General features: G+C 66.0%; 27 protein-coding genes. 11 read left to right on the forward strand and 16 right to left on the reverse strand.

All coding sequences use genetic code 11. The annotated features are described in order from the left end of the window. Positions 1–537 precede the first annotated feature (537 nt). Positions 538–870 carry a hypothetical protein gene (locus BRO63_RS32385; protein ID WP_088143844.1) on the forward strand — a complete coding sequence of 111 codons (333 nt, stop codon included), beginning with the start codon at positions 538–540 and terminating at the stop codon, positions 868–870. A 41-nt stretch (positions 871–911) separates the two neighbouring features. Here BRO63_RS32385 and BRO63_RS32390 read toward each other — a convergent pair whose 3' ends face one another. Genes BRO63_RS32390 through BRO63_RS32400 form a run of 3 tightly spaced genes read right to left on the reverse strand, consistent with a single transcriptional unit; the run spans position 912 to position 2,342 of the window. After that, complete coding sequence (locus BRO63_RS32390) at positions 912–1,469, reverse strand: sugar O-acetyltransferase (protein ID WP_088143624.1); 558 nt, start codon at positions 1,467–1,469, stop codon at positions 912–914. Positions 1,470–1,526: 57 nt separating this feature from the next. Beyond that, positions 1,527–1,952 (reverse strand): hypothetical protein, encoded by a 426-nt coding sequence (locus BRO63_RS32395; RefSeq protein WP_088143845.1) that lies wholly within the window; start codon positions 1,950–1,952, stop codon positions 1,527–1,529. 15 nt (positions 1,953–1,967) lie between these two features. After that, entirely contained in the window at positions 1,968–2,342 is a 375-nt protein-coding gene (locus tag BRO63_RS32400; protein WP_013390852.1) for a glutaredoxin family protein, read from the reverse strand. Positions 2,343–2,742: 400 nt separating this feature from the next. Here BRO63_RS32400 and BRO63_RS32405 point away from each other — a divergent pair, with 400 nt between their 5' ends. After that, positions 2,743–2,949: a hypothetical protein gene (locus BRO63_RS32405; RefSeq protein WP_088143625.1), complete on the forward strand. Its 207-nt coding sequence runs from the start codon at positions 2,743–2,745 to the stop codon at positions 2,947–2,949. A 60-nt stretch (positions 2,950–3,009) separates the two neighbouring features. On the opposite strand, the gene BRO63_RS32410 is transcribed toward BRO63_RS32405, so the two are convergent. After that, positions 3,010–3,966: a GlxA family transcriptional regulator gene (locus BRO63_RS32410; protein ID WP_088143626.1), complete on the reverse strand. Its 957-nt coding sequence runs from the start codon at positions 3,964–3,966 to the stop codon at positions 3,010–3,012. Positions 3,967–4,108: 142 nt separating this feature from the next. On the opposite strand from BRO63_RS32410, the gene BRO63_RS32415 reads away from it, so the two are divergent. From BRO63_RS32415 to BRO63_RS32435, 5 genes are all read left to right on the forward strand, one after another. Next, positions 4,109–4,432, forward strand: a complete 324-nt coding sequence (locus BRO63_RS32415) for a DUF3817 domain-containing protein (protein WP_373557808.1) — start codon at positions 4,109–4,111, stop codon at positions 4,430–4,432. Positions 4,433–4,435: 3 nt separating this feature from the next. After that, positions 4,436–4,864, forward strand: a complete 429-nt coding sequence (locus tag BRO63_RS32420) for a CopD family protein (protein WP_088143627.1) — start codon at positions 4,436–4,438, stop codon at positions 4,862–4,864. Between the two features lie 240 nt (positions 4,865–5,104). Then, positions 5,105–5,767: a hypothetical protein gene (locus BRO63_RS32425; protein WP_088143628.1), complete on the forward strand. Its 663-nt coding sequence runs from the start codon at positions 5,105–5,107 to the stop codon at positions 5,765–5,767. Between the two features lie 21 nt (positions 5,768–5,788). After that, positions 5,789–6,271, forward strand: coding sequence for a hypothetical protein (locus BRO63_RS32430; protein WP_256943451.1), 483 nt, complete (start codon positions 5,789–5,791; stop codon positions 6,269–6,271). 80 nt (positions 6,272–6,351) lie between these two features. Then, positions 6,352–6,747: a YkvA family protein gene (locus BRO63_RS32435; RefSeq protein ID WP_088143630.1), complete on the forward strand. Its 396-nt coding sequence runs from the start codon at positions 6,352–6,354 to the stop codon at positions 6,745–6,747. A 29-nt stretch (positions 6,748–6,776) separates the two neighbouring features. On the opposite strand, the gene BRO63_RS32440 is transcribed toward BRO63_RS32435, so the two are convergent. The 4 genes from BRO63_RS32440 to BRO63_RS32455 form a co-directional block, all read right to left on the reverse strand. After that, on the reverse strand, positions 6,777–7,487 hold the full coding sequence (locus BRO63_RS32440; protein ID WP_088143631.1) for a hypothetical protein: 711 nt from the start codon (positions 7,485–7,487) through the stop codon (positions 6,777–6,779). 56 nt (positions 7,488–7,543) lie between these two features. Further along, positions 7,544–7,984 carry a hypothetical protein gene (locus BRO63_RS32445; RefSeq protein WP_088143632.1) on the reverse strand — a complete coding sequence of 147 codons (441 nt, stop codon included), beginning with the start codon at positions 7,982–7,984 and terminating at the stop codon, positions 7,544–7,546. Between the two features lie 105 nt (positions 7,985–8,089). Next, positions 8,090–8,665: a cysteine hydrolase family protein gene (locus BRO63_RS32450; RefSeq protein ID WP_088143633.1), complete on the reverse strand. Its 576-nt coding sequence runs from the start codon at positions 8,663–8,665 to the stop codon at positions 8,090–8,092. A 179-nt stretch (positions 8,666–8,844) separates the two neighbouring features. Then, positions 8,845–9,969, reverse strand: a complete 1,125-nt coding sequence (locus BRO63_RS32455) for an agmatine deiminase family protein (protein WP_088143634.1) — start codon at positions 9,967–9,969, stop codon at positions 8,845–8,847. A 148-nt stretch (positions 9,970–10,117) separates the two neighbouring features. On the opposite strand from BRO63_RS32455, the gene BRO63_RS32460 reads away from it, so the two are divergent. Both BRO63_RS32460 and BRO63_RS32465 read left to right on the forward strand, forming a co-directional pair. Continuing rightward, positions 10,118–10,996, forward strand: a complete 879-nt coding sequence (locus BRO63_RS32460; protein ID WP_088143635.1) for a LysR substrate-binding domain-containing protein — start codon at positions 10,118–10,120, stop codon at positions 10,994–10,996. 90 nt (positions 10,997–11,086) lie between these two features. Beyond that, positions 11,087–11,839 carry an SDR family NAD(P)-dependent oxidoreductase gene (locus BRO63_RS32465; RefSeq protein WP_088143636.1) on the forward strand — a complete coding sequence of 251 codons (753 nt, stop codon included), beginning with the start codon at positions 11,087–11,089 and terminating at the stop codon, positions 11,837–11,839. Between the two features lie 72 nt (positions 11,840–11,911). Here BRO63_RS32465 and BRO63_RS32470 read toward each other — a convergent pair whose 3' ends face one another. Continuing rightward, positions 11,912–12,817: a hypothetical protein gene (locus BRO63_RS32470; protein ID WP_179215272.1), complete on the reverse strand. Its 906-nt coding sequence runs from the start codon at positions 12,815–12,817 to the stop codon at positions 11,912–11,914. A gap of 241 nt (positions 12,818–13,058) precedes the next feature. Here BRO63_RS32470 and BRO63_RS32475 point away from each other — a divergent pair, with 241 nt between their 5' ends. Then, complete coding sequence (locus BRO63_RS32475) at positions 13,059–14,447, forward strand: MFS transporter (protein WP_088143637.1); 1,389 nt, start codon at positions 13,059–13,061, stop codon at positions 14,445–14,447. A 29-nt stretch (positions 14,448–14,476) separates the two neighbouring features. On the opposite strand, the gene BRO63_RS32480 is transcribed toward BRO63_RS32475, so the two are convergent. From BRO63_RS32480 to BRO63_RS32495, 4 genes are all read right to left on the reverse strand, one after another. Further along, a complete protein-coding gene (locus BRO63_RS32480; protein WP_088143638.1) occupies positions 14,477–16,903 on the reverse strand; it encodes a TonB-dependent siderophore receptor in 2,427 nt (808 codons plus the stop codon). A gap of 100 nt (positions 16,904–17,003) precedes the next feature. Next, positions 17,004–18,026: a FecR family protein gene (locus BRO63_RS32485; RefSeq protein ID WP_088143639.1), complete on the reverse strand. Its 1,023-nt coding sequence runs from the start codon at positions 18,024–18,026 to the stop codon at positions 17,004–17,006. Then, on the reverse strand, positions 18,023–18,568 hold the full coding sequence (locus BRO63_RS32490) for an RNA polymerase sigma factor (RefSeq protein WP_088143640.1): 546 nt from the start codon (positions 18,566–18,568) through the stop codon (positions 18,023–18,025). The genes BRO63_RS32485 and BRO63_RS32490 overlap by 4 nt, the downstream gene beginning before the upstream one ends. 129 nt (positions 18,569–18,697) lie before the next feature. Then, the gene (locus tag BRO63_RS32495) at positions 18,698–19,918 is read right to left on the reverse strand and encodes an MFS transporter (protein ID WP_088143641.1); all 1,221 of its coding nucleotides are present in this window, start codon (positions 19,916–19,918) and stop codon (positions 18,698–18,700) included. 159 nt (positions 19,919–20,077) lie between these two features. Between BRO63_RS32495 and BRO63_RS32500 the strand changes: the two genes are divergently transcribed. Next, positions 20,078–21,019 carry a LysR family transcriptional regulator gene (locus BRO63_RS32500; protein ID WP_088143642.1) on the forward strand — a complete coding sequence of 314 codons (942 nt, stop codon included), beginning with the start codon at positions 20,078–20,080 and terminating at the stop codon, positions 21,017–21,019. Positions 21,020–21,022: 3 nt separating this feature from the next. Here BRO63_RS32500 and trxB read toward each other — a convergent pair whose 3' ends face one another. The 3 genes from trxB to BRO63_RS32515 are packed head-to-tail and all read right to left on the reverse strand — an operon-like array spanning position 21,023 to position 24,276. Then, a complete protein-coding gene (gene trxB, locus BRO63_RS32505; protein ID WP_088143643.1) occupies positions 21,023–21,988 on the reverse strand; it encodes a thioredoxin-disulfide reductase in 966 nt (321 codons plus the stop codon). Next, positions 21,985–23,001, reverse strand: a complete 1,017-nt coding sequence (locus tag BRO63_RS32510; RefSeq protein WP_088143644.1) for a Bug family tripartite tricarboxylate transporter substrate binding protein — start codon at positions 22,999–23,001, stop codon at positions 21,985–21,987. The genes trxB and BRO63_RS32510 overlap by 4 nt, the downstream gene beginning before the upstream one ends. A gap of 42 nt (positions 23,002–23,043) precedes the next feature. Beyond that, positions 23,044–24,276 (reverse strand): CaiB/BaiF CoA transferase family protein, encoded by a 1,233-nt coding sequence (locus tag BRO63_RS32515; RefSeq protein WP_088143645.1) that lies wholly within the window; start codon positions 24,274–24,276, stop codon positions 23,044–23,046. Between the last annotated feature and the right edge of the window lie 23 nt (positions 24,277–24,299).

Raw genomic sequence — 24,299 nt, forward strand, 5'->3', positions numbered from 1 at the left:
TCGCGTTATTTAGGTATTTGTCGATGCACTCGGCCCAGACCGAATGTTATTTGCGCGGGCTTTATGCCGGCTTTCTCCAGCTAATTGACGTTCGAAACCTGAAGGTTCGAAAAGCCGTTCGGATCGGATAGTGGTCGCGCATCAGTGTTTGCTTTTCGATCCCCAGCAGTCGTTCGTGGACGCTAATCCGAACTTCTGCATCAGGTCGAAGGCGGACATCCTGCTGCGATATGAGCACGGCCTTCCTGTAGCGAATTTGTCCCCCAGCTCAATTCGCGTTCCCCCTTACCGTATACTCGCTCCACTACTGAACCACCGGTAGCCCGGTTTGGAAGCCGGCAATGTCTTTGGCGGACAGCCGCCGCTCAGGCGGCATTTTCACGTCCGAATGCCTCTGCACGTCCCTATGGGCGGGCCTTGGCGAGGGTGCGTTCGCGCACGCCGGTTTCCAAAGACGCCGGTCTTCCAACCTTGCCATGTGCCCGCCCACCCCATTTGGAAGTGGGGAGCAGGTTTAACTTGTCTTTGGAGGCTGTCATACAATCCCACCCCCTCACCCAAAATCCCTGGTCCGTCGAATCCGACCCCGAACTCGGCCCAGTCCCCCTCGCCCATCTCCACCACATAGACCGAGCCCGCCACGCCATCGAGGCCATCGCCCGCATGGTCGGCAACAGTGCATCCGAACCCGACGCAACCGGCGGTCAGCCGTTGGACGCGTGGACGGTGGCGGCGTTGATGGGTGGAGTAGAAGGCTTATGCGATCACCTGGGCACCTTGACCGATGCCATGCTGGCGCAGGCGCGCTTTTGCAAGGTGGATGCGGATCTCGGCGACGTCACGCACGGCGCGCCGTCGTCGATTCAGTAGCCAAACTTAGCGACCAGAGGCGCGGCGCTCACGCGCCCGCCCTATTCAGCAATCGACCGAATCACCCTGGCCGGATTCCCACCCACCAGCGTATTCGCCGGCACATCCTTGGTGACCACCGAACCCGCCGCGACCACCGAGTTCTCTCCCACAGTCACGCCACCAATAACGGTCGCACCCGCCGCAATCCAGACATTCCTCTCGATCACAATGGGCTTCGCCGTGACGAAGTCACGACGCCGCGAAGGTTCGATAGGATGGCCGGACGTGATAAGGCTCACGTTCGGCCCGATCATCACATCATCGGCAATGCTCAACCCGCCCAAGTCATAGAAGGTGCAGTTCTGATTGACGAAGACGTTGCGCCCGACGCTGATGTCGGGGCCTCCCGTCGTATAGAACGGCGGTATCAACAGAAAGCTCTCATCGACCGTCTTGCCGATCAGTTCGCTGAACAAGGCCCGGACTTCGGCGGCGTCGTTGAAGGTCAGGCGGTTGAGGGCGGCGGTGATCGCCATCGCGCGTTTGATGTTGGCCGTCATGGCCGCTGATTCGGGCGTTCTTCTGGGAATGATCAGGCTGCGGTCGTCATTTGCCATCTGCGGCTTTCCTTTGGGGTACGGCGTAGTCAGCGCCAGTGAACACAAAGCCCGCACTCAACGCGGCTTCCAATTCACGCCATCCCTGGACCGATACTCCGGCGTCCCCGTGCAACACCCGCCCGCGCCAAACGCCTGCCGCCCCAGGAACGCAGTCACCACCCCCTTGCTCTCGGTCAGCCGCTGCTGGACGCAGAGGGTCGGCAGCAGAGAGAAGTCGCCTTCAAGCACCAGCGTCCACTTCACGTTCTCGCCTTCGGCTGGCTCGACCTTGTACACCTTGCATTCATGCACCAGTAGATGCACGGACTGCCCGGCCAGCACACCCTTGAACTGCAGCTCCGGCGGCGTGTCGCGCGTGGCGATGGTTTCGGCGTAGAGTTTTGATCCGAGCGGCGCGGGTTGCAAGGACGAGGAATCGCAGCCGGCCAGCGCACCCATGGCGGCCAAGGTGATGAAAAACAGGCGAGCCAGGCGGGTCATGCCCATGCGCTTCCGTCAGGCCACGTTGGCGAAGCGTTGTTCGAGGTAGGCGATGATGTCGCTGGACTCATACATCCAGCGAGTGCCCGCTGCATCGTCGATGCGCAGGCACGGCACCTTCACCTTGCCGCCGCCTGCCTGCAGTTGTGCGCGCGCTTCGGGATCGCCCTTGGCGTCGCGCAGCGCGATGGGCGCGTTGAGCTTGTGGATGGCGCGCCGCGTCTTGACGCAGAACGGGCAGGCGTGGAATTGGTAGAGCGACAGCTTGGCCGCTTCGGTGTTGACCGTGGCCTGGCCTTGCGCGGAGCGCTGTTGCGGGCGGGGCCGCGTGAGGGCGTCGCCCAGCACGATGATTTGACCCAGGCCGACACGTAGGGCTTTGACTAGCATGGAGTAGGACTCGATACGGATGGACAGGCGGCCAGTCTACTCTGTGCGGCGTATTCCGGTCTTGCGGATGCTCTTAGCCACGCCGACGGGCGTTCACCCTGTGTCAGGTCAGGATTCGGGACTCGAAGTTGGCGCGCTATTGAAACCGCGGCAGGTAGCCGCAGCCTGTATAAGCAGGCCTTGCAGGCGGCCTGACGTTGCCGATGATCTGGCGCCTGTGCATGGAGCCCGGGATTCCCGCGCAGAGCCTGATTCGGCCGCCTGCGCACGCGCAGAGAGGGATCGCATGCGAATCAATGTGGCGCTCCCGGTCAAAAAAAAGTAAACCGTAACCCAGCAGCACACCCGTCATACGCAGCCAGTACCCGCCAATCTCACGCCGCGCTCTCAGGAGACTCCCTTGCGCTACGTCCTGATCTTCGCTTGCATCGTAGTGGCCGCCGCCGGGACGGCTTGCTCGTCCCGCCAGCTGTATGACACCGGCCAATCCTGGCAACAGAATGACTGCAACAAGATCGCCGATAACCAGGAACGACAGCGTTGCCAGAGCGACGCGTCCAAATCCTATGACACGTACCAGCGTCAGCGGCAGGACGTCCAGAAATAGAATCGCCCGGCACGTTTTTAGAGACGAAAAGGCAACAGCGCGCCTGGCACCCCGACCTCGTTAAGCCACGCGCCGGAACGCCCTTCGATACCCCATCGGGCTCGTTCCTAAGATGCCCGTGAAATGTTCCCGCAGCGATACCGCTGATCCAAATCCCACCTCCATCGCCACCCGCTCCACCGGCAGGTCCGTCGTCTCCAGCATTCCGCGCGCGCGGTTCACCCGTGACTGGATCACCCACTGCAAGGGACTGACGCCTAGCAGTTCCTGAAACCGCCGGTTCAAGGTGCGCACACTTACCGCGGCCTGCGCGGCCAGCGCGCCTACAGTCAGGTTGTGCGCCAGTCTGCTCTCGATCCAGTGCAGCAGTGGCGTCAGGTCGGTGTGCGAGGCCGGTGTGGACCGGACGATGAACTGCGCCTGGCCGCCAGCGCGTTCCAGCGGCACCACGGCCAGCCGGGCGCTGTTGGCGGCGACAGCGGCGCCGTGGTCGCGCTTGATCATGTGCAGGCACAGGTCCATGCCGGCGGCGGCGCCGGCGGAGGTGAGGATCTGGCCGTTGTCGACGAACAGCACGTTGGGATTGACGTCGATGGCGGGGTAGCGGCGGGCCAATTGGTCGGCGGCTTTCCAGTGGGTGGTGGCCTTGAGGCCGTCGAGGATGCCGCTGGCGGCCAGGGCGAAGGCGCCGGTGCAGATGGAGGCGATGCGGGCGCCTGCGGCGTGGGCGTGGCGGATCAGGTCGAGGATGTCGCGGGGGACATCGCGGCTCGGGTCGGCCAGGCCGGGCACGATGACGGTGTGCGCGTGACGCGCCACGTCTAGGCGGGCGCGGATGTGCAGGTCATAGGCGTGGGTTTTGACGCGGGGTTTGCTGGCGCAGACTTGCACGTCGTAGGGGCGGCGGCCATCGAGGGTTTCGGCGAGCTGGAAGATCTCGCAAGGCGCGGCGAGGTCGCCCGCGACCAGGCCGTCGAAGGCGAGCACGGCGATGCGATGAGGGGCTTTCTTGGGCATGCCTGGGGTTCCGGCGGTTGCGAAGGGCCAGATCTGCCCGATCGCACGGTTGGCGGATTTCTTTCGAAGATTGGCATTTTGGCCAATGGCAAGCGATTGCGCCAGCCCGGACAATGCCGGTTCCCTTTGCGTTGCGGTGGCCATGTCCATGAAAGATTCCGGCGGTTCGACGAACTCTCTATTCAAGTGGGCGGCGGTCCTGGAGGGGACGACGCTGCTGGCGCTGGTCTGCGTCGCGGTGCCGTTGAAGCATCTGGCCGGGGTGCCGGCGCCGGTGTCGTGGATTGGGCCGGTGCATGGTGTGGCGTTCATGCTCTACATCGCGCTGGCGTGCAATGTGGCGTCGGCACAGGACTGGCCGCGCAAGCGGCTGCTGCTGACCTTGCTGGCGACGCTGGTGCCGTTCGGCGGCTATGTGATCGCGCGCAGACTGGACCGCGCCGTGGCACCCGCCAGAAGGGCGTGAGCGATGGGGTATCTGCTGATCAAGTCGCTGCACATCGCGCTGATGCTGTTTTGGGTGGCGGGGATGGTGGTGCAGGGGTTCGTGTTGGCGGCAGCCGCGAAACTGCCTGGGCCGGCGTTGCCGCAGGAGCTGGCGCGATTGCGCTTGTTGCGCCGATGGGAGCGCACGCTGACCACGCCGGCGATGGTAGGGGCGTTGGCGACGGGCGTGTATCTGGCGGCGAGCGCGGGGTGGTTTGGCAGCGGCTGGCTGTCGGTGAAGCTGGCGTTGGTGTTGGGGCTGGCTGCGGCGCATGGAATGCAGGCCGGGCGGCTGCGGCGGACGGTTGAGGCTGCGGGTGGCGGTGAAGGAACGGCGCGCGCAAACCTGTTGCCGCTGGTGGCGATTGCGCTCGTGCTCATCATTGTGCTGGTGGTGGTGAAGCCGTTCTGAGGCGCGGGCGGTTCCAGGCGTCGCAGGCGTGGGCGGTGGCTGTCAGCCACTGTAGGCACGGCCGCAACGGCGCCAGACTACGGATTTTGCCCGGGGCGTCGTAGTCCACATGCGCTGGGGCGCGCACTTCTGGATCACTCCTGATGGATTAATCCTCGCCCAGACCGCGCGGGATCGTTATTAAATGTGCGGCAAGCTCGACTATCCCGTTCAGGTGGTTGAATAAAGCGAGGTGTACCCATGCCGCACTCTCGATTCATCCAGCACGCTTTGGCCGTCATTGGGGCCTTGTTCATGGCGTTGGGCGCCACCGCGCAAGCGCAGGGCACTGGCCAGAACGCCCCGGTTCCAACGCCGCTTGCACCCGCGAAATACTGTGAATGCCGCTTCTCATCCGGGCAATACGAGGCCTATAGCGTCAACGGGACGTGCACCGTCCAGCGGTATGCCGGCGGACGCAAGTGCGAATACGGTTTCTCGGGTATTGGGGCCAATCAGGCGGTTCTCACTTCCATACTTGGGCAGGACGCGTACCAAGCGCAGCTGCAATCCGCGACGCAGATCTTCCCCCGCTATCTGGCGTTCGCGCAATCGGGAGACACGTCGGCCTTGAGCGAGAGCGGCTTCATTGAGAGCGCCCTGCCAGTCCTGGCGCGAGGCAGCTTGTTTCGACAGGCCGTCGTCATCGCGGAGTTGCCCGTCAAGCAGATCGATAACGAGATCGTCATTTTTTCCAGGAAGTACAGCAACGTCATATCGGAGGTATTCCAGGGAAAAAGGCCGCCGCTTTCGGTGAAGTGGACGGAGGGCTTCCAGTTTGAGATCGGGCGAGGCTATGTGCTGATGGATTACAAGCAAGCGTCGCAATTACTGGTGTTGTTCTTCTCCGACGAGAAACGGTGATCAACCATGGATTTGACATGCATGCGAGAACTGCCCGGACTGGATTGGGCCATGCTTTGCCTGACCGCTGTGGTGGCTCTGATCTTGTTCGTGTTTGGGCTGTATCTGTTATTTCGACCCAGGCCCTCCCCCACGACTACCACCAAGCCCGAGGTGGAAGCGTTCATCGACAAGTATGGTTTGAAAGGGCCGGTCGGCGTGTTCCTGATACTCGTCTCCATTGCGTTGGTCGGAGGGCTTTATTGGCATTTGAACGACAGGTTTCCCGCCAATGCGGAGGAGTTTTCAGGGGCTCCACGCACACTGGGTTCGATCGCCGAGGGGCTGCGCCGGAACTCGGGCGCCGATATTCTTTTGAAGGGCGGAGCCGAGACTGTCGTAATCTCTCAGCCGGTCAGCGGCGCATGCTGGTCAGCGCTGGTAGATCAGGTGTGCGCGGTGTATCGGGATACGTTGACGTGCAGCCGGGATGGCGATCGGATTGTCATCGACCGCAAGCCCTGAAGCAGCGCGCCGTATGAGCGGAAAAGGTGTGGCAGACTACGCCCATTCACGGCTATTGGGTGCGAGCACCCGCTTTCCGCATGAACCTCAGCAACCGCCTGAAAGCCTGGGCCAAGCGCATCAAGCGCGACGGCCTGACGCTATGGTTTGCCGGCAAGCATGCCCGCACGCCCTGGTACGCCAAGGCGCTGGGCCTGTTCGTGGTGGCCTATGCGCTCAGTCCCATCGACCTGATTCCCGACTTCATCCCCGTGCTGGGTTACGTCGATGACGTGCTGCTGTTGCCCGGCCTGATCTGGCTGGCCATCAAGCTGTTGCCACCCGACGTGCTGCAGGAATGCAGGGTTCAGGCGGACGCCTGGATGCAGTCGAAAAGGGAGAAGCCGCGCAGCCTGGCGGGCGCGGTGATGATCGTGGCGCTATGGCTGGGGATAAGTATTGTGGCGTGGTTCTGGCTTGCGCCGTATTTTCGGTAGCGCCCTGGCCGGCGGGCTTGCGCGTGGAACTACGCCGAACCTTCTTCCACAAACCCCAAGTTCCTGAGTTCCGCGATTGCGCCCTTTTCCTCCTCCCGCCGCGCCTTGGGCGCGGCCAGCGAGGCGGTCAACAGCATGGACTGGGCGGGCGAGCTATCAAAGCCATGCAGCGTGCTGGCGATGCCGGGGAACGCCTGAACGAAAGCCGCTCCCAGCGCCTCGTACCCCGGATAATTCCCCTGCTTGTCCACGATGACCTGCGTCTGCGGATCGCGCCGGATCAGATGCAGCGGCACGCCTTCGCAGCGCAGGCCCAGCAGCCTGGCTTCGCTGATGTCCAAGGCCCAATCGGTTTCGGAGTAGAAGGCGGCGCGCGCGGTTGCGAACTGATCGAGGAGGCGCTCGTCCTTGCAGAAGGCGGTGGGCGTCAGATTGAGATTGAGCTTGCCGATCTTGCCCACCAGCTTGACCCGGCGAAAGAACGAGGCCCACACCAGCAGGATGGGATTGGTGGACAGGTCCTCGATCAGCACGTCTTCAAACATGCAGGGCTGGATCATCGAGTTGACCGCTCGGCATTTAGAGAGGCGCACGTTCTGCACGCGCGACATACGCTGTGGGATCTTGACCATGGACAGCGCGCAGTTGTCGAAGGTGCAGTCGTGGAAGTGCAGATCGCTGAAGTGCGAGCTGCCCTTGTCGTATGCCATCAGGAAGGTCGTGCCTTCGGTTTTCTGCATGAAGGAGTCTGTCGATGAGACGGGTTGCTGGCATGTGCCCTGGCTGAGGGTTCGCTTCAATAGCTGCCCGCCGGCAGCGCATCTGCCAAATAGGCGGCGGTATCCGGTTCATTGCGCAATACATGCCGCATCCACGCCCCGCGCTCATGCGCGGTCACTTCCAGTTCCCACACGCATGCAATGAACGGTCCCTGCACGGGCTGAAACTGCTCGGGTTGATCCAGCGGCGCGGCGTACATCTGCTGGCACAGAATGCCGCCGGATATCCACCAATCCGCCAGCAGCCAGACCGCTTCTTCGCCCACGTGCACGATGCAGAAGCCCAGGCCCGTGGCACGCGGATCGCGGGTGGCGTCTTGCAACGCGGCCATTGCGGTTTTGCGGGCGGCTGCGGCCACTTCGGCGGACAGCAGTGGAACGGTTGGATCGGGATTGTGTTGTATCGCGTACGCCTTGAGGGCCACGCCGTCTTCGCGCCATTGATCGATGAACGCCATGCGGCGCGGTGCGTAAGGTTCTGCGGGTAAGGTTCGGAAAGACATGATGGGCGGCTTGGTTGAACCTATCAGGGGCATGTAGGCAGATACTCTTCGTGCAGTCGGTCAAGCCAGCAAGGACAAGGCTTCATCCAGCGACAGCACGGTGGTGCGCGACGCAAAGGCGGTGGCGAACAGATGCTCGTGGACGATCGGGTCCGGGTCGTAGCAGCAGTCCTGGACCGTCAGCAGGCGGTAGTCCGCGTCGCTGGCATGCGCGATGGACGACAGCATCACGCCCGTGGATGCGACGCCGGCCATGATCAGCGTGTCTATGCCTTTTGCGGAAAGCCGCACTTGCAGATCGGTGCCGAAGAACACGCTGGCGCGGTGGGCGATGATGATGGGTTCATCTTCGCGGCGGTCGAGTTCCGGCGAGATGCGGTCGTGGACGAAGCGGCCCAGCTGCTTGATGCCCTGCCCGTTCTTGTTCAAGGGGCTGACTTCAGGATACCCGGGGCTGAAGTGGATCTTGGCGAAGTAGACGCTGATGCCGGCGTGCCGCGCGGCGTCGCACAGTTGCCGCGTGTTGTTGAGCAAGGCGGGGGCGACCGACGGGAACAGTTCCATGATGTCGGTCTGGTAGTGCATGACCAGCAAGGCAGTACGCGCCGGGACAATGGCTGGGGTCTGGGTGTTCATGCTCCGCTCCGCAAGAGGTTTGCCACGCGCGCCTTGCGGGGATCCGGCCTGCCGGCTCGGTGTCATGCGTGGCGACGTGATTGGGTGCGACAGAAGGGACGCACGACTCTACCACGGTGGGCATGGCGGAATGTTGTCCGAAGAACGATCCTGTGCGACCCCTTGCGAAACGCCAGAAGCTACGCGACCGGCAACTGATTCGTCACGCAATGGATTCCGCCGCCGCCTGACGCGATGGCGTCGATATCCAGCTGCACCACCTTGCGGCCCGGATATAAACGTGCCAGTAGATCGCGCGCCTTCGCGTCCGCTTCCGCATCGCCGAATTCCGGTGCGATGACAGCGCCGTTGATGACGAAGTAGTTGATGTAGCCGGCCGCGAAGTCGGGGTTGTCGCGCAGGAACTTGCTGCGCCTCGGATTGAGCGGCGGGCTCATGGTGTGGATTTCCAGCGGCTTGCCGTCGGCGTCCGTCGCGCGCCGCAGAATCTCCAGATGCTTGCGGGTCAGCGCGTAGTCGTAGGACTCGGGATCCATGTCGAGGTTGGCGACGACGACGCCGGGGCGGGTGAAGCGGGCGTAGAAATCGACATGGGCGTCGGTGATGTCTTTACCCTTGATGCCGGGCAGCCAGATGATCTTGCGCAGGCCCAGGCAGCGCTTTAGTTCTTCCTCGACTTCAGCCTTGCTCCAGTCGGGGTTGCGGTTGGAATTGATCCAGCTGCTTTCGGTCATGATGCCGGTGCCGCGGCCGTCGACTTCGATGCCGCCGCCTTCGCCGACCAGTTCGCTTTGCAGGTATTCGGTATCAGTGAGCTCGGTGGTTTCGGCGGCGATCTTGGCGTCGGCGGCGTGGCGCTGTTTGTTGCCCCAGCCGTTGAAGTTGAAGTCCACGCCGGTGGCCGAACCCCGCCCATCCAGCACGAAGTTGGCGCCGATGTCGCGCATCCAGATGTCGTCCAGGCGGGTTTCGACGAAGCTGACGTTGTCCGCGCCGCAATGGCGTTCGGCCAGGCTGCGTTCGCGGCTGCGGCAGAACACGGTGACGGGCTGGTGGGCGGCGATGGCGCGGGCGATGCGGCCGAGCGCGGCCTGGACGTCGGCGGTGAAGTCTTCCCAGATGGCGTCCTGGGCGCCGAAGGCGATGAAGGCGCGGGCCTGGGGCGCGCCTTCGTCGGGCATGTGCCAGCCGCGGGCGGACGCGGCCTGCGCGCCGGATGCGAGGACGCCGAGGCCCAGCGCGGCAGCGGCGCGGGCGCCGAAGAGCAGGGAAGCTTGTTGGATGAGTTGGCGGCGGGTGGGCACGTCGGGCTCCTGGAATTCTGGACGATCGATAAAAAATGGTTATGTTTGAGTCAAAGGTGCGCACCTCTTGAATTCCAGTGTATTTCTCGCCCGGCCGCGCGGACTAGCGATATATTTAGTGGAATTCTGATTAGCAGGGCTTATCGATATGCTCAAGCAATGGCCTCCCCTGAACGTGCTGCGGGGCTTCGAGGCGGCCGCCCGGTTGGGTAGCTTCCATAAGGCGGCCGACGAGCTGCACCTGACGCAGTCGGCGATCAGCCAGCAGGTGCGCAGCCTGGAGGACTATCTGGGCCAGCCGCTGTTTTTCCGCCAGGGGCGCGCGGTGTCGTTGACCGATGCGGGCTGGGATCTGCTGGGCACGACCCAGGCCATGCTGCAGCAGTTGGCGGCCGGCATCCGCAGGTTGGACCAGTACCGCAAGCCGAACCAATTGATCGTGAACACCAGCCCGGCGTTTTCGCGGCACTGGCTGCTGCCCAGGCTGGAGGCTTTCCGCGCCCTGCATCCCGAGGCGGATCTGTGGCTGTACACCAGCGATGCCGCGCCGGAGATGGCCAAGCAAACCATCGATATCGCGCTGCGCGATGATCTGGGTCCGCAAGCGGACTGCGCGTTCCGCGTGCTGGTCGAGGACCGCATGTATCCGGCCTGCCATCCTCGCCTGCTGGCGGCGGACGCGCGCGCCACGCTGCATGGCGAGCGCGAGATGGATTGGAGCCATTGGGAAACGCAGGGCGGCGCCGACGTGGGCCAGCGCGGCCAGGGTATGAATTTTTCCGACCCCGGCCTGTTGCTGGACGCAGCGCGCGAGGGCCTGGGCATGGCGCTGGTCAGCAGCCTGCTGGCCGAACGCTCGCTCCGCGACGGCTCGTTGGCGGCGTTGACGGAGCAGACCGTGCGAGGCCCGAAGTGGGCCTGGCTGGTGCATCGGGACAGCCAGGATGAGCCCTTGACGCGCGCGTTCTGCGATTGGGTGTCTGGAGAACTGGGAGCGTCGCCGGAGGGCGGCGGAGCGGCAGCCTAGACCTTGCCTCTCGGGTTGCGGTTTTCATCACGGTGTTAAGTTGTAGCCTCACCGCCGCATGCGGCGCCTTCCTGAGCAAGAGACTCCTCGATGTCCAATCTTCAATCCACGCGTCCCGTCGCCCTGGTCACGGGTTCCACCTCCGGCATAGGCGAGGCCATTGCTCGCCGCCTGTCGCGGGACGGTTATGCGGTGGTCGTGCATTCACGCCGTTCGGCTGAAGCCGGCCATGCCTTGGCGCGCGAGCTGGGCGAGGCGGTCTATGTGCAGGCGGATCTGGCGAACGATGCCGACCGGGTCCGGCTGGTCCGGGAAGCCGTCGCGGCATGGGGGCGGCTGGACGTGCTGGTCAACAACGCCGGAATCAGCCACGTCATTCCCCACGCGGACCTGGCCGCGGCCACGCCGGACATCTGGCATGCATTGCATGAGGTCAACGTGGTTGCGCCATTTCGCCTGGTGGCCGAGGCGCAGGCCGCGCTGCAAGCGGCGGCGGCGCATGGCCGGCCTGCTTGCGTGGTCAACGTGAGTTCGCACGCCGGCGTCCGGCCCAAAGGCGCTTCCATTCCTTATGCGGCGACCAAGGCGGCGCTCAATCATGTGACGCGCTTGCTCGCGCTTTCGCTAGCGCCGCATATCCGGGTGAATGCAGTTGCGCCGGGCCTGGTGGATACGCCGATGACGGCGGATTGGACGCAGGCCCAGGCGCTGTGGCGCGACAAGGCGCCGATGCGCCGGGCGGCCAGTCCGGAGGATATCGCGCAGGCGGTCGCCATGCTGGCCGCGTCGGATTATCTGACCGGCGAGATCCTGCTTTCCGATGGCGGCTTGAATCTCACGTAGCAGCGCAAACCGCACGGGCATCGCAGCCCTTGGGAAGCGGGCTTGCGCGCCCTGCCGGCATCGACGCCGGCCTTACTTCTCCGCGTACTTCTTGCTGGCCGTGTCGTAGGCGTAGATGACGGCATCGCCCGCGCCCAGCTGGCGGGTCTTGTCCGGCCCGGAGATTTCCGTGCCGCTGCGCTTGACGGTCACGCGCGGCATGTCGCTGCCGCCGTGCGCGGAGAAGACCAGTTCGCCCGAGCTGGCCACGCAGGGCATGACGTCGCCTTCGGCGCAGGCCGCGCTGTTGTCTTCGCCGGTGTTGATGCTGCCTACGTAGGTCCAGCCCGCGCCTTCGTCCGGACCCGCCGGATTGAAGACCAGCAGCGCGTAGCCGCTGAAACTGATGCCGTTGTCGAAGCCTTCGGTGGGCACGGCCAGCAGCAGCTTGCCGGCGGGCGTGCGGTATTCCACCGGCTTGCGGCGGGTGTCCACGTCTTCCGGCTTTTCATAGGCGCCGAATTCGCCGACGGAGTGCTTCATGCCGCGGAACTGCCAGGGGCGGTCAGGCGTGGAGCCGGTTTGCGTGAACGTGGCTTCGGCCAGGTTGACCTGGGTGCCGGGGCCGATTTCGTCCTCGCCCGGCTTGCCGTAGCGTTCGCGGGTGTCCCAGGTGAAGCCAGTGTAGTAGCGCGTGCCGCCCAGTTCGAAGGCATGGCCGAACCAGAAGGTGGCGATGCTGCCGTTGGCGACTTCGTAGGAGTCGGCGCCCTTGCCGTCGATCTGGTAGATGGAATACATCACCGTGGGGGCATCGGGCGGCGCGATGGCGGCGGCCTGGGCGGTGGGCGGCAGCGCCGCGGCGCCGGCGGATTCGGCGGCCGTTGCGGCGGGGCCGGACAGGGCGGCCAGGGTGGCTGCCAACAGGCCGGCCATGGCCGTGCGGCGCAGGCGGCCGCGGATGCTGGAGTGGGAACTGGCGCTCAGAGTGGTTTTCATGTTTTGGACAGCTTCTTGTGGGCCTGTGGCCGGATGTCGTTCTTGGTCCTGATGGCGGCATGCCATTGTGTGCGGCGTCATGCTAATGGGCTGTCGTCGCGGGCGCCGGACAACAATTTGCCAATTGTGTCGGACTGCAAAGGCGCTATGCTGTGGTCCAGCCTTGCAGCAGCTTGCCACGCCCGAGTCCCGCCCGGCAACCTCCGCCGTGGCGCGGGACGCCGCCCAGGAGCCGTCCCGCATGCCATCCCTTGCTGACAGCAGCATAGCCCCATCCCAGGCCGGCGATGGGCTGCCGGTGCGGCAGCGGCTGTGGGCGATTTCCACGCTGATCCTGGGAACATCGATCGCCACGCTGGACACGTCCATTGCGAACACCGCGCTGCCCACCATTGCGGCAGACCTGAATGCCGCGCCCGACGCGTCGATCTGGATCATCAACGCCTATCAGATCGCCATGGTGGCCACGCTGCTGCCGTTTGCGGCGCTGGGCGATATCGTGGGCCACCGGCGCGTCTATCTTTATGGGCTGCTGGTGTTCACGCTGGCGTCGGTCGCTTGCGGGCTGGCGGACTCCCTGCCGATGCTGATTGCCGCGCGCGCGTTGCAGGGCGTGGGCGCGTCGGGCATCCTGGGGGTGGGAGCGGCGCTGATCCGCCTGACCTTTCCCAGCAGCCAGATCGGCCGCGCCCAGGGCCTCAATGCGCTGACGGTGGCGGTGTCCTACGTCGTCGGACCTTCGGTGGCCTCGGCCATTCTTGCCGTCAGCACCTGGCATTGGCTGTTCCTGATCAACATTCCGCTGGGCGCCGTGGGCATGGCGATGGCGTGGCGCACGCTGCCGCACAATGCGCCGCGCCGCGCGCCGCCACGTTTCGATGGCCTGGCGGCGCTGTTGCTGGGCGCGACCTTCGCGCTGGCCGTGCTGGCGCTGGGTGACGCGGCGCATCTTGCAGGCTGGCCGCGCATCCTGCTCGAAGCCGGCGCGGCGGCGCTGTGTTGCGCGCTGCTGCTGCGCCGGCAACGCGCGCATTCCGCGCCCATGCTGCCGCTGGATCTGTTGCGCCGGCCGGCGTTTGCCATGTCGGTATTGACGTCGATCCTGTCGTATACGTCGCAGGGGCTGGCGCTGGTTGCGTTGCCATTTCTGCTGCAGATGAGCCTGGGGCGCTCGGACGTGGCGACCGGCCTGCTGCTCACGCCCTGGCCCATCGTCGTGGCGTTCGCCGCGCCCATCGCAGGCTATTTGTCGGAACGGCGTTCCGTCGCGCTGCTGGGCGGCGGCTTGTTGGTGCTGTGCGTGGGCATGGCGCTGGTCGCGCTGCTGCCCGCGCACGCGTCGGATGCGGACATCATGTGGCGCCTGGCGCTGTGCGGCGCGGGCTTCGGTTTCTTCCAGGCGCCCAATCTCAAGGCGCTGACGACGAGCGCGCCGGCGGAGCGCAGCGGTGCGGCCAGCGGCGTCATCCCGACCGCCCGGCTCATCGGGCAGGCGAGCGGCGCGGCGCTGGTGGCCGCCTGCTTCACGCTTGCCGGCAATGACGGCGCCGGCGTCGCGCTATGGATAGGCGCGCTGATTGCGGGCCTGGCATGCGTGGTGAGCTTTCTGAGGGTGCTGGCGGGCGAGTAAGGCGGAGCCTCTTTCGAGGCCCCGACCTTTCAGTACGTCGCCCTCAGGTTCAGCATCACGCTGCGCGGCTCGCCGTAGTAGTTCGAGCCATAGGCGGCCCATACGCGCTGGTAATAGACCTTGTCGAACAGGTTGTTCACCGTCAACGTGCCTTCCAGGTGCTTGTTGAAGCGGTAGCCGGCTTGCGCGGAGACGGTGGTGTACGGGCGTTGCTCGAACTTCACCGGACCGTTCAGGCGGTACATGCTGCTGACGCTGCGCACGCCGGCTCCCAGCGACAAGCCTTCGAGCGTGCCGGTGGCGAAGGTGTACTTGGTCCACAGGTTGAAGGTGTGGCGCGGCGTGATGAAGGCGTACTGCTGCGACTTCTGTTCTTCCGTGCCCTTCAGGGTCTTGGTGGTGGTGTAGGCGTAGCCGGCGGTGATGTCCCAGCCGGGCGCCGGGCTGCCGCTGATCTCTGCCTCGAAGCCCTGGCTGCGCATCTTGCCCGCGGCCATGGAGAACAGCGGATTATTCGGGTCCGTCATCGAGCGGTTCTCGTCTTCCATGCGGAACAGCGCGGCGTGGCCGTTCAGGCGCTTGTCCAGGAATTCGCCCTTCAGGCCGATCTCGAACTGCTTGCCGGTGCGCGGGTCCAGCAGTTGGCCGTTGACGTCGGTGACGGTCTGCGGCGTGAAGATGCTGGTGTAGCTGGCGTAGGCCGACAACTGCTCGTTCAGGTCCACCACCAGGCCCAGGTAGGGCGTGAACTTGCCGTTGATCTTGTCGCTGGTGTTGGTGAACTGGTTGAAGTAGGCGTTGCGGTTCTGCGTGCGGTTCTCCCACCAGGTGAAGCGGCCGCCGGCGATGATGGTGGCCGCGTCGGTCACGCGCAGATTGGTGCGCGCATACAGGCCGTACTGGTCGGTCTTGCTGTCGTTGCCGTTGGTGAACTGGTAGTCCGGCTTGGGGATGTTGTTATTGGGATGGTAGAGGTTGGTGTCGGCGTTGTCGCCGCCGCCGTAGCGGAAGTTCTTGTGGACGTTGCGGTAGTCGGCGCCCACGGTCAGCTCGTGCTGGCGGCCGAAGGCTTCGAAGGGCGTGGCCACGAAGGCGTCCAGGCCATAGGTCTTCCAGTTGCTGCGGTACTTCCAGCTGACGAGGCAGGTGTCGCCGGTGATCGGGTCCACCGCGCAGTCGGACCAGCCGAACTCGCGGCTGGGCTCGTCCTGTTCGCGGTAGATGCCACTGACCTTGATGCGTCCGCCGTTGGCCAGGCGGTGGTCCACGTCGGCGAAGTACTCGGTGACTTCCTCGGTGATGTGGTTCCAGCTGGGGTCCAGGTTGGTGGAGCGGCGCACGTCCAGCAAGCGGCCGTCGGTGTAGCCGGGCAGGCCGAAGAACGGGCGGCCCTTGTATTGCTGGTACGTGGCGCCGGCGGTCAGGACGGTGTCGGGCGTCAGGTCGAAGCTCAGGGTGCCGTAGAACAGCGGCTTCTCGGTGTACACGCCGTCGACGAAGGATTTGCGGTCGTCATAGGACGCCACCAGGCGGCCGCGCAGGCGGCCATCGCTGTCCAAGGGACCGGTGATGTCGGCCTCGGTGTAATAGCGGTCCCAGGAGCCCGTCATGACCTGGCCGCTGAAGGCGAATTCCTTCTGCGCGCGCTTGCGCACCAGGTTCACGGTGCCGCCGGGGTCTCCCGCGCCCTGGTACAGGCCCGAAGGTCCGCGCAGCACTTCGATGTGGTCATAGATGGCCAGTCCGAAACCCGAGGACAGGTCGTTGCCGGTGCTGGCCGGCGTGTTCACGCCGTCGACCTGGATCGTGTCCAGCGCATAGCCGCGCGAGTAGAAGTTGCCATGGTTGCCGCCGATGCTGCCCGCTTCCACCGTGATGCCGGTGACGGTGCGCATGGCATCGTCCAGCGTGGTCAGGTTCTGGTCGTCCAGCAGCTGGCGCGTCACCACCGAGACCGATTGCGGAATCTCGCGCAGGCTTTGCGCGTTCTTGCCGATGGTGACGGCGGGGGCGGTGTAGGACCCCGTGCCTTCGGTGACGGTGAGGTCGCGGCCGGTGACCGTCACGGGCGCCAACGTGGTGGCTTCGTTGGAGGATGGGTCGGCCGGCCGCCGCACCACGAAGCCCGAGCCGCTCTGCACGGCCACCAGGCCGCTGCGCGCCAGCAGGCGGTTCAGCGCGACCTGCGGGGTCATGGAGCCGGATACGGCGGGGGCGCTCAGGCCGGCCACCACATCGGGGCTGAACAGCACCTGCAGCTGCGCCTGCCGGCCCAGCGCCACCAGCGCGTCGGCCAGGCTGCCGGCGGGCAGGTCGAAGGTTTGCGCGGCCGCGCTCTGCGCATGGGCCGCGGACGGCGCCAGCGCCTGGACCGCCAGCGCGGCGGTCATGGACAGCGCGCACAGCAGCGCGTAACGGCCGGCGCTCAGCCGACGATGAAAATGGCGTTGCGCCATGGACTTTCCCCAGTCTGGAAGTGGATCTTCAACTGGGGAAGACGCGCCAGCCGCCAAAACCCGAACCTGTCTAATTAAAAATAATTCTTAATTCTTATCTTCAGCGGCTGCCGATCACCGCAGCGCCGTCCGGTCGCCGGCTGACCGTCACCGGCAACAGGCCGGGCAGCATGTCCAGTACCGCGTCGGGCTGGCGCAAATCCAGCGTGCCGGACAGGCGCAACCCCCGGGCGCGCTCGTCGGCAAAGCGCAGCGGCGTGTCGCGGTACAGGGCCAGATAGCCGGCCAGCTGCTGCAAGGTGGCGTCGTGCAGCACCGCCACGCCGCCCTGCCAGGCGCCGATCTCGCTGGCGGGCACCTGCTGGCGGCGCAACAGGCGCGCGTCGGCGCGCGACAGCAGCACCGTGTCGCCGGCCTGAAGCGTCTGCGCGGCGGGGGCGTTGGCGCCCTTCGCGTTCAGCCTGACTTCGCCGCTGCGCACGCCGACCTGCAGCACGTCGGGCAGCAGCAGCACATTGAACTCGGTGCCGATGTCGCGCAGTTCCGCGTCGCCCGCGGCCACGATCAACGGCCGGCGGTCGGGCGCGGCGTCGATGTAGACCTCGCCGGCGTCGACGCGGATGTGGCGTTCGGCCAGCGTGTAGCGCACGCTCACGCGCGTGCCGACGTTGGCATGCAGCCGGGTGCCGTCAGAGAGGTCCAGGCTGCGGGTCTGGGTGGACGCGTTGGCGACGGTCTCGTAGCTGATGGGCACGTATTGGTAGGCAGCGGCCGCGATCAGCAGCATCGCGGCCAGTGCGCCGCCCCAGCGCAGGAAGGCGGGGCGGCGGGCGGGCGCGGACCACGGGCGGGGCTGGGATTGCGGCCGGCTGCGCGGCGGGATCTGAGCCTGGCCGGTGGACCGGGCGTGCGTACGCGTGGGCGCGGCGTCCGGGCGCGGCAGCGCTGCCATGTCCTCCCATACCAGCTCGAGCCGTTCGTACTCTCGCCGATGCTCGGCCGAAGCTTGCAGCCAGGACTGGAAGGCCTGTTCGGCGCCGGCGTCGGACGCGCGTTCCCGGCGGCGCATGAACCATGCGCTCGCGGCCTCTTCGACAGCGGACAAAGGTAGGGATCGGGTCATGGCGTTTCGCCGTGGACACGGCGCTTGCAGTGCGCCAGCGCCAGTTGCAGGTGCTTCTCGACCGCCCGCACGGAGATGCCCATGTGGTCGGCGATGTCCTCGCAGCGGAGCTCATCATACCGATAAAGCAGAAAGGCCTCGCGCTGGCGCGGCGGCATCTCGTCGATGGCGGCCTGCAGCAGCCGCAGGCGTTGGCTGGCGTCGGCGCGCGCCTCGGGCTGCAGGCCGGCGGGGGCGGCCAGGCCCACGGCCGTGGGTTCGAAGCCTTGGTCGTCCAGGCTGGCCACCACGTGCTCGTCGCGCACATTCTCGCGGCGCCAGTGGTCGCGCAGCAGGTTGCGCGCGATCTCGTACAGATAGGCGCGCGGCTTTTCCGGCGGCGCGGCGCCGTCATGCGCCGCCAGCCATTTGGCGAAGGTCTCCTGTGCCAGATCCTGGGCAGCCTCGGGCGAACGCTTGAGCTGCCGGTTCAGGAAACCGACCAGCTCCGCGTTCCACGCCTTGTACGCCTCGGCGATCACGCCGAAGCACCGCTCCCCCATGATGCCCCTGTCGATGTCCGGCGCCGGGTTCTGTGACCTGGGCGCGTAGGCATGGCTTGATCAAATGATAATGATTCTTATTGTATCAAGATTCTCAGGCACTGCCAGGGGGAGCCGCGCCTCATCGCATCAGGGCGCGTGCAAGCTCCTGAGCTTCCTCAGCTCCGGAAACCACCGCATCCACAACCCCGCTACGGCAATCGTGCCGACCCCGCCGATCACCACCGCGGGCACCGCGCCGAAGGCTGCGGCCATGACGCCGGACTCGAATTCGCCCAGCTGGTTGGACGTACCGATGAATAGCGTGTTCACCGCGCTGACGCGGCCCAGCATATGGTCGGGCGTGTTCAGCTGCACCAGCGACGAGCGCACCACCACGCTGACCGCGTCCGCCGCGCCCAGCACCACCAGCGCGCCGATGGACAGCGGAATCGAGGTCGACAGGCCGAATACCGTGGTCGCCAGCCCGAACACGATCAACGCGCCGAACAGCAGCCGCCCCACGTGCTCGCCCAGGCTCAGGCGCGCCAGCGTCAAGGACATGAGCGCGGCGCCGCAGGCGGGGGCGGCACGCAACGCGCCCAGGGCCCAGGGACCGGCGTCCAGGATGTCCTTGGCGAAGATGGGCAGTAGCGCCGTGGCGCCGCCCAGCAGCACGGCGAACAGGTCCAGCGACAAGGTGCCCAGCAGCAGGCGGCGCTGGAAGATGAAGGTAATGCCGGCAAACAGCGTGCGCCAGGTGGTCGGTTCCTTGCGCGGCGGAGCGCGTTCGATGACCAGCGTGGCGATGGAGGCGAAGGCCGACAGGTACAGGGCCGCCGCCACGCAATAGATCCACCCTGCTCCCAGCCCGTAGCCGACGCCGCCCAGCGCGGGGCCGGCGATCTGCGCGATCTGGCCGCCGGAGGACGCCAGCGCGGTCGCGCGCGGCAGCCATTCGCGCGGAACCACCGCCGGGATCAGCGTGGCCAGGGTCGGCGCTTCAAAGGCGCGGGCCGAACTCATGATGATGATGGTGGCGTAGATCAGCGTCTTGCCGCCCACGCCATGCAGGGCCGCGATCGCCAGCACCAGCGTGGCCAGCGCTTCCAGCGCCATGCACACCGCCACGATCTTGCGACGGTCGTAGCGGTCGGCCACATGGCCCACCACCAGGGTCAGCGCCGCCATGGGCAGGAACTGCGCCAGGCCGATCAGGCCCAGGTCCAGGGCGCTGCCGCTCAGCGCATAGATCTGCCAGCCCACCGCGACCGAGACGATCTGGAAGGCCAGCGATGCGCCGATGCGCGCGAACAGGTAATGCAGGAAGGCGGGACGTTGCAGCTGACTGGGGGAGTCGGGGGCGGGCATGGAGGATGGCGCGATGGGCGCGTGACGGGCGCCGGACCCCGCATTCTAGGGACAAGTGGCTGACGGGAAACTAAGAGCCTGCTATTCATGCATGCGATGGCTGCATGAAACCTATACTTCTGTTTCCAGCATAAAACGACCGCCGCAGGGATTCCATCCATGGCCACGCTTCCCGATCTCAGCTCGCGCGAATTGCAGGCAATCAGCACGGTCGCCGAGTGCGGCAGCTTCGTCGCCGCCGCACTTACGCTGAATATCTCCCAGCCCGCCCTTACGCGCACGGTGCAGCGCGTGGAAAAGGCGCTGGGCGTCGAGCTGTTTCATCGTTCCACCCGCCGCGTCGAAACCACGCCGGCGGGCCAGGAGTTCGTGTCGCTGGCGAACCGCATGCTGTCCGACCTGCGCATTTCCTACGAGAACATGCGTGAGATCTCGGACGAGCAGCGCGGCCGCAGCATCGTGTCGGCGGTGATGTCGGTGGCCTATACGCAGCTGCCCGGCATCGTCGCCCGCTACCGCGAATCGCGGCCCCGTATCGAATTGCAGATCCGCGAGGGCGTGCACGGCACGGTGCTGGACGATGTGCGCAGCGGCGTGGCCGACATGGGCATTACCTATGTCGACGAAGTGCCTGGGGACTTCTCGGTGGTGTCGCTGGGCCGCGAGGCCTTTCATGTAGTGATGCCGCGCCAGCATCCGCTGTCCACGCAGACCGGCGTGACGCTTGAGCAGCTGGCGCCGTATGCGTTGGTCTCACTGCCGCGCGAGGCGCAGACGCGCCGCCTGATCGACAGCCACGCGTCGATCGCGGGCGTGCCGTTGCGGCACGCCGTGACCGTCAGCCAGTTCGCCACCGTGATGCAATGCGTCTGGGCCGGCGTGGGCATCGCCATCGTGCCTGGCGGCGCGGTGCCGGCCGCGCTGAGTGCGGACCTGGTCGCGCGGCCGCTGACCAAGCCCGCATTAAGCCAGGCTATAGGCGTGGTGTTCCTCAAGGAGCGCGGCCTGACTCCCAGCGCCAGCGGCTTCCTGGCGCAGTTGCGCAGCGACTGGGTGCAGGTCGTTGCGCCTGCGCGCCGCGCCCGCCGCGGCGGCGCCTGAGGCTCAGGCCGCGGTCTGTTCCAGGAAGCGCTGCGCGTCCAGCGCCGCCATGCAGCCGCTGCCGGCGCTGGTGATGGCCTGCCGGTACACATGGTCCTGCACGTCGCCAGCGGCGAACACGCCGCTTACGCTGGTCATGGTGGCGAGTCCCTTGCGGCCGGCCTGCGTCACGATGTAGCCGTCTTCCAGCGCCAGCTGCCCCTCGAACAGTTCGGTGCTGGGACGATGGCCGATGGCGACAAAGCACCCGCTCACTTCAAGTTCTACGCAGCTGGCGTCGGACAAACGCCGGATCCGTACGCCGGTGACGCCGCCGGCATCTCCCAGCACCTCGTCCAGCACGCTGTCCAGCTTCAGCCGGATCAAGCCCTGCTCGACCTTTGCATGAAGCTTGTCCAGCATGATGGGCTCGGCGCGGAAGGTGTTGCGCCTGTGGACCAAGGTAACGGAGCGCGCAATGTTCGATAGATAGAGCGCTTCCTCGACTGCGGTGTTGCCGCCGCCCACCACGCAGACATCGCGGCCGCGATGGAAGAAGCCGTCGCAGGTTGCGCAGCCGGACACCCCTCTGCCCATGTAGGCCTGTTCAGACTCCAGTCCCAGATAGCGCGCGACCGCGCCCGTCGCCACGATCAAGGCGTCGCAGGTGTAGGTCGCGCGTTCGCCGCGCAAGGTGAAGGGGCGCCGCGACAGGTCCACGCTTTGCACGTGGTCGGCAATGACGTCGGTGCCGAAGCGCAGCGCATGGTCCTGGAACCGTTGCATGAGGTCAGGTCCTTGCACGCCGTGTACGTCGGCAGGCCAGTTGTCGACGTCCGTCGTGGTCATGAGCTGGCCGCCCTGCGCCATGCCCGCGATCAGCACCGGCCTCAGGTTGGCGCGGGCAGCGTAGACCGCGGCGGCATAGCCCGCCGGTCCGGAGCCCAGGATCAGCACCCGCGCGTGGCGGGGGGAGTGGCCGGCGTTCATTGCAGCCGGATCCCGGCCAGCCGCACGATCTCGGCATAGCGCTGCGCTTCGGACCGGCAATACGCGTCGAAGTGTTCGGGCGTATCACCCACCGGCATGGCCTGCGCGTCGGCCAGGCGCGCTCGCACGTCAGGCTGTTGCAGCACCGCGTTCACCTGTTGGTAGATGCGTGCGACCAGTTCAGGCGGCGTTTGCGCCGGCGCCCACATGCCGTACCAGGTGGTCAGGTTGACGCTGGGATAGTCCAGTTCGGCGAAGGTAGGCACGTCAGGCAAGGCGGCCACGCGCTTGTCCGAGGTGACGGCGAGTGCGCGCAGCTTGCCGCCCTTGACCAGGCTGATCGACGACGGCATGGAATCCAGCATGTAGGTGACCTGGCCGCCGATCACATCGGTCAGCGCCGGCGCGCTGCCCTTGTAGGGGATGTGCGTGACATCGAGCTTGGCGGCCGTCTTGAACACTTCGCCGGCGAGATGGCCCGGCGTGCCGTTGCTGGACGAGGCGAAATTGTGCCGGCCAGGTTGCGAGCGCACCAGCGCCACCAGATCGGCGACCGAGCGCACCGGAGAGTTGGCGCTGACCACCAGCTGGATCGGCGTGGAGGCCAGATTGGTGATGCCGCGGAAATCCTTGAGCGGATCATGCGACATGTTGGCGTACAGCGCCGGGTTGACCAGTTGGCCTGAGACATTGATCAACAGCACGTAGCCATCCGGCGCCGCCTTGGCCACGGCGTCGGCGCCTATCATGCCGCTGGCGCCGGGCCGGTTGTCGATGACGACCGATTGCCCCAGCTTGTCGGCCAAGGTCGCGGCGACGATGCGGCCCACGATGTCGGTGGGACCGCCGGGCGGATAGGGAATGACGACACGCAGCGGCTTGGACGGGTAGTCGGAGGCGGCCAGCGCCCTGACGCCGCCGCAAAGCGTACCCAGGGTTGCGCCAGCGGCTCCGATCAACAGGCGGCGCCTGAACGGGTTTGAGGGGTCCTGCGCCAGAATGCATGGTTCCATGGTTTGTCTCCCTAGTCTCATTCTTGTGTAAGGCACAGCTACTCAGGATGCGGCGGCGATCGCGCCGTTGCGCCGCAGTTCGGCGAGCGCCGCTGGCTCCAGTCCCAGTATGTCCCGCAGGACCGGTTCCGTATGGGCGCCCAGTACAGGAGGCGCGCTGCGATACTCCACGGGCGTGCCCGATAGATGCAAGGGGTTGCCGACCAGTTCGGCGCAGCCCGGTTGCGCGTCGGGCATCGGCACGCGCATGCCGCGCTGCAGGACTTGCGGATCGGCGAATACTTCCGCCAGGCCATTGATGGGGCCGCAAGGCACGCCCAGGGCTTCGAGCGTGGCCAGCCAGTGCGTGCTGGACTGCTGCGCCATCTGCGCCTGGATCTGCGGAATCAGCGCATCGCGCGACGCCAGGCGCGCCGTGTTGGTGGCGTAGCGCGGATCGTCCGCCAGGTCGGGGCGGCCGATGGCGCCGCAGAAGCGGCGGAATTGTGCGTCGTTGCCCACGGTGACGATGACGTGGCCGTCGCGGGTGGCGAAGTCCTGGTACGGCACGATGTTGGGATGCGCATTGCCCAGCCGGGCGGGCTCACGGCCGCTGGCCAGGAAGTTCATGGCCTGATTCGCCAGCGCGGCCACCTGTACGTCCAGCAGGGCCACGTCGACGTGCTGGCCCACGCCGGTGCGGTCGCGGTGCGCCAGCGCCGCCTGGATGCCCGCGGTGGCGTACAGGCCGGTCAGGATGTCCGTCAGCGCCACGCCCACTTTCAAGGGCCCTGCGCCAGGCTGCCCGTCACCCCGGCCGGTGATGCTCATCAGGCCGCCCATGCCCTGGATCAGGAAATCGTAGCCCGGCCGGTTGGCATAAGGGCCGTCCTGGCCGAAGCCGGTGATGGAGCAATACACCAGCCCGGGATGGCTGCGCTTGAGCGTGTCGTAGTCCAGGCCGTATGCCTGCAAGCCGCCCACTTTGAAGTTCTCGATCAGCACGTCGCATTGCGCGGCCAGCGCCGCTACCAGCCGCTGGCCGTCGGCTGTGGCAATGTCGACGGCCACGGACTTCTTGTTGCGGTTGGCGCCGGCGAAGTACGCCGACTGCGCCACGTCGCCCCATTGCGGGTCGCTGATCCATGGCGGGCCCCAGCCACGGGTGTCGTCGCCTTGCCCGGGCCGTTCGATCTTGATGACCTCCGCGCCCAGATCCGCCAGCAACTGGCTGGCCCAGGGGCCCGCCAGCACGCGCGAAAGGTCCAGCACCCGCAGATGCGATAGTGCGCCCATCGTTCCGTCTCCCTGTAGTCGCC

The sequence above is a fragment of the Achromobacter xylosoxidans genome (assembly GCF_002192695.1).
Lineage (GTDB): Bacteria > Pseudomonadota > Gammaproteobacteria > Burkholderiales > Burkholderiaceae_B > Achromobacter > Achromobacter xylosoxidans_C.

Excerpts from the sequence above, each read along its gene's own strand:
- BRO63_RS32415 (WP_373557808.1), top strand. The coding sequence starts at position 4,109 with ATGTCCATGAAAGATTCCGGCGGTTCGACGAACTCTCTATTCAAGTGG.
- BRO63_RS32485 (WP_088143639.1), bottom strand. The coding sequence starts at position 18,026 with ATGACCCGATCCCTACCTTTGTCCGCTGTCGAAGAGGCCGCGAGCGCA.
- BRO63_RS32400 (WP_013390852.1), bottom strand. The coding sequence starts at position 2,342 with ATGCTAGTCAAAGCCCTACGTGTCGGCCTGGGTCAAATCATCGTGCTG.
- BRO63_RS32475 (WP_088143637.1), top strand. The coding sequence starts at position 13,059 with ATGCCATCCCTTGCTGACAGCAGCATAGCCCCATCCCAGGCCGGCGAT.
- BRO63_RS32390 (WP_088143624.1), bottom strand. The coding sequence starts at position 1,469 with ATGGCAAATGACGACCGCAGCCTGATCATTCCCAGAAGAACGCCCGAA.
- BRO63_RS32445 (WP_088143632.1), bottom strand. The coding sequence starts at position 7,984 with ATGGCGTTCATCGATCAATGGCGCGAAGACGGCGTGGCCCTCAAGGCG.
- BRO63_RS32410 (WP_088143626.1), bottom strand. The coding sequence starts at position 3,966 with ATGCCCAAGAAAGCCCCTCATCGCATCGCCGTGCTCGCCTTCGACGGC.
- BRO63_RS32510 (WP_088143644.1), bottom strand. The coding sequence starts at position 23,001 with ATGGAACCATGCATTCTGGCGCAGGACCCCTCAAACCCGTTCAGGCGC.
- BRO63_RS32450 (WP_088143633.1), bottom strand. The coding sequence starts at position 8,665 with ATGAACACCCAGACCCCAGCCATTGTCCCGGCGCGTACTGCCTTGCTG.
- BRO63_RS32465 (WP_088143636.1), top strand. The coding sequence starts at position 11,087 with ATGTCCAATCTTCAATCCACGCGTCCCGTCGCCCTGGTCACGGGTTCC.
- BRO63_RS32490 (WP_088143640.1), bottom strand. The coding sequence starts at position 18,568 with ATGGGGGAGCGGTGCTTCGGCGTGATCGCCGAGGCGTACAAGGCGTGG.
- BRO63_RS32500 (WP_088143642.1), top strand. The coding sequence starts at position 20,078 with ATGGCCACGCTTCCCGATCTCAGCTCGCGCGAATTGCAGGCAATCAGC.
- BRO63_RS32430 (WP_256943451.1), top strand. The coding sequence starts at position 5,789 with ATGCGAGAACTGCCCGGACTGGATTGGGCCATGCTTTGCCTGACCGCT.
- BRO63_RS32440 (WP_088143631.1), bottom strand. The coding sequence starts at position 7,487 with ATGCAGAAAACCGAAGGCACGACCTTCCTGATGGCATACGACAAGGGC.
- BRO63_RS32395 (WP_088143845.1), bottom strand. The coding sequence starts at position 1,952 with ATGACCCGCCTGGCTCGCCTGTTTTTCATCACCTTGGCCGCCATGGGT.
- trxB (WP_088143643.1), bottom strand. The coding sequence starts at position 21,988 with ATGAACGCCGGCCACTCCCCCCGCCACGCGCGGGTGCTGATCCTGGGC.
- BRO63_RS32420 (WP_088143627.1), top strand. The coding sequence starts at position 4,436 with ATGGGGTATCTGCTGATCAAGTCGCTGCACATCGCGCTGATGCTGTTT.
- BRO63_RS32425 (WP_088143628.1), top strand. The coding sequence starts at position 5,105 with ATGCCGCACTCTCGATTCATCCAGCACGCTTTGGCCGTCATTGGGGCC.
- BRO63_RS32495 (WP_088143641.1), bottom strand. The coding sequence starts at position 19,918 with ATGCCCGCCCCCGACTCCCCCAGTCAGCTGCAACGTCCCGCCTTCCTG.
- BRO63_RS32470 (WP_179215272.1), bottom strand. The coding sequence starts at position 12,817 with ATGAAAACCACTCTGAGCGCCAGTTCCCACTCCAGCATCCGCGGCCGC.
- BRO63_RS32460 (WP_088143635.1), top strand. The coding sequence starts at position 10,118 with ATGCTCAAGCAATGGCCTCCCCTGAACGTGCTGCGGGGCTTCGAGGCG.
- BRO63_RS32480 (WP_088143638.1), bottom strand. The coding sequence starts at position 16,903 with ATGGCGCAACGCCATTTTCATCGTCGGCTGAGCGCCGGCCGTTACGCG.
- BRO63_RS32435 (WP_088143630.1), top strand. The coding sequence starts at position 6,352 with ATGAACCTCAGCAACCGCCTGAAAGCCTGGGCCAAGCGCATCAAGCGC.
- BRO63_RS32515 (WP_088143645.1), bottom strand. The coding sequence starts at position 24,276 with ATGGGCGCACTATCGCATCTGCGGGTGCTGGACCTTTCGCGCGTGCTG.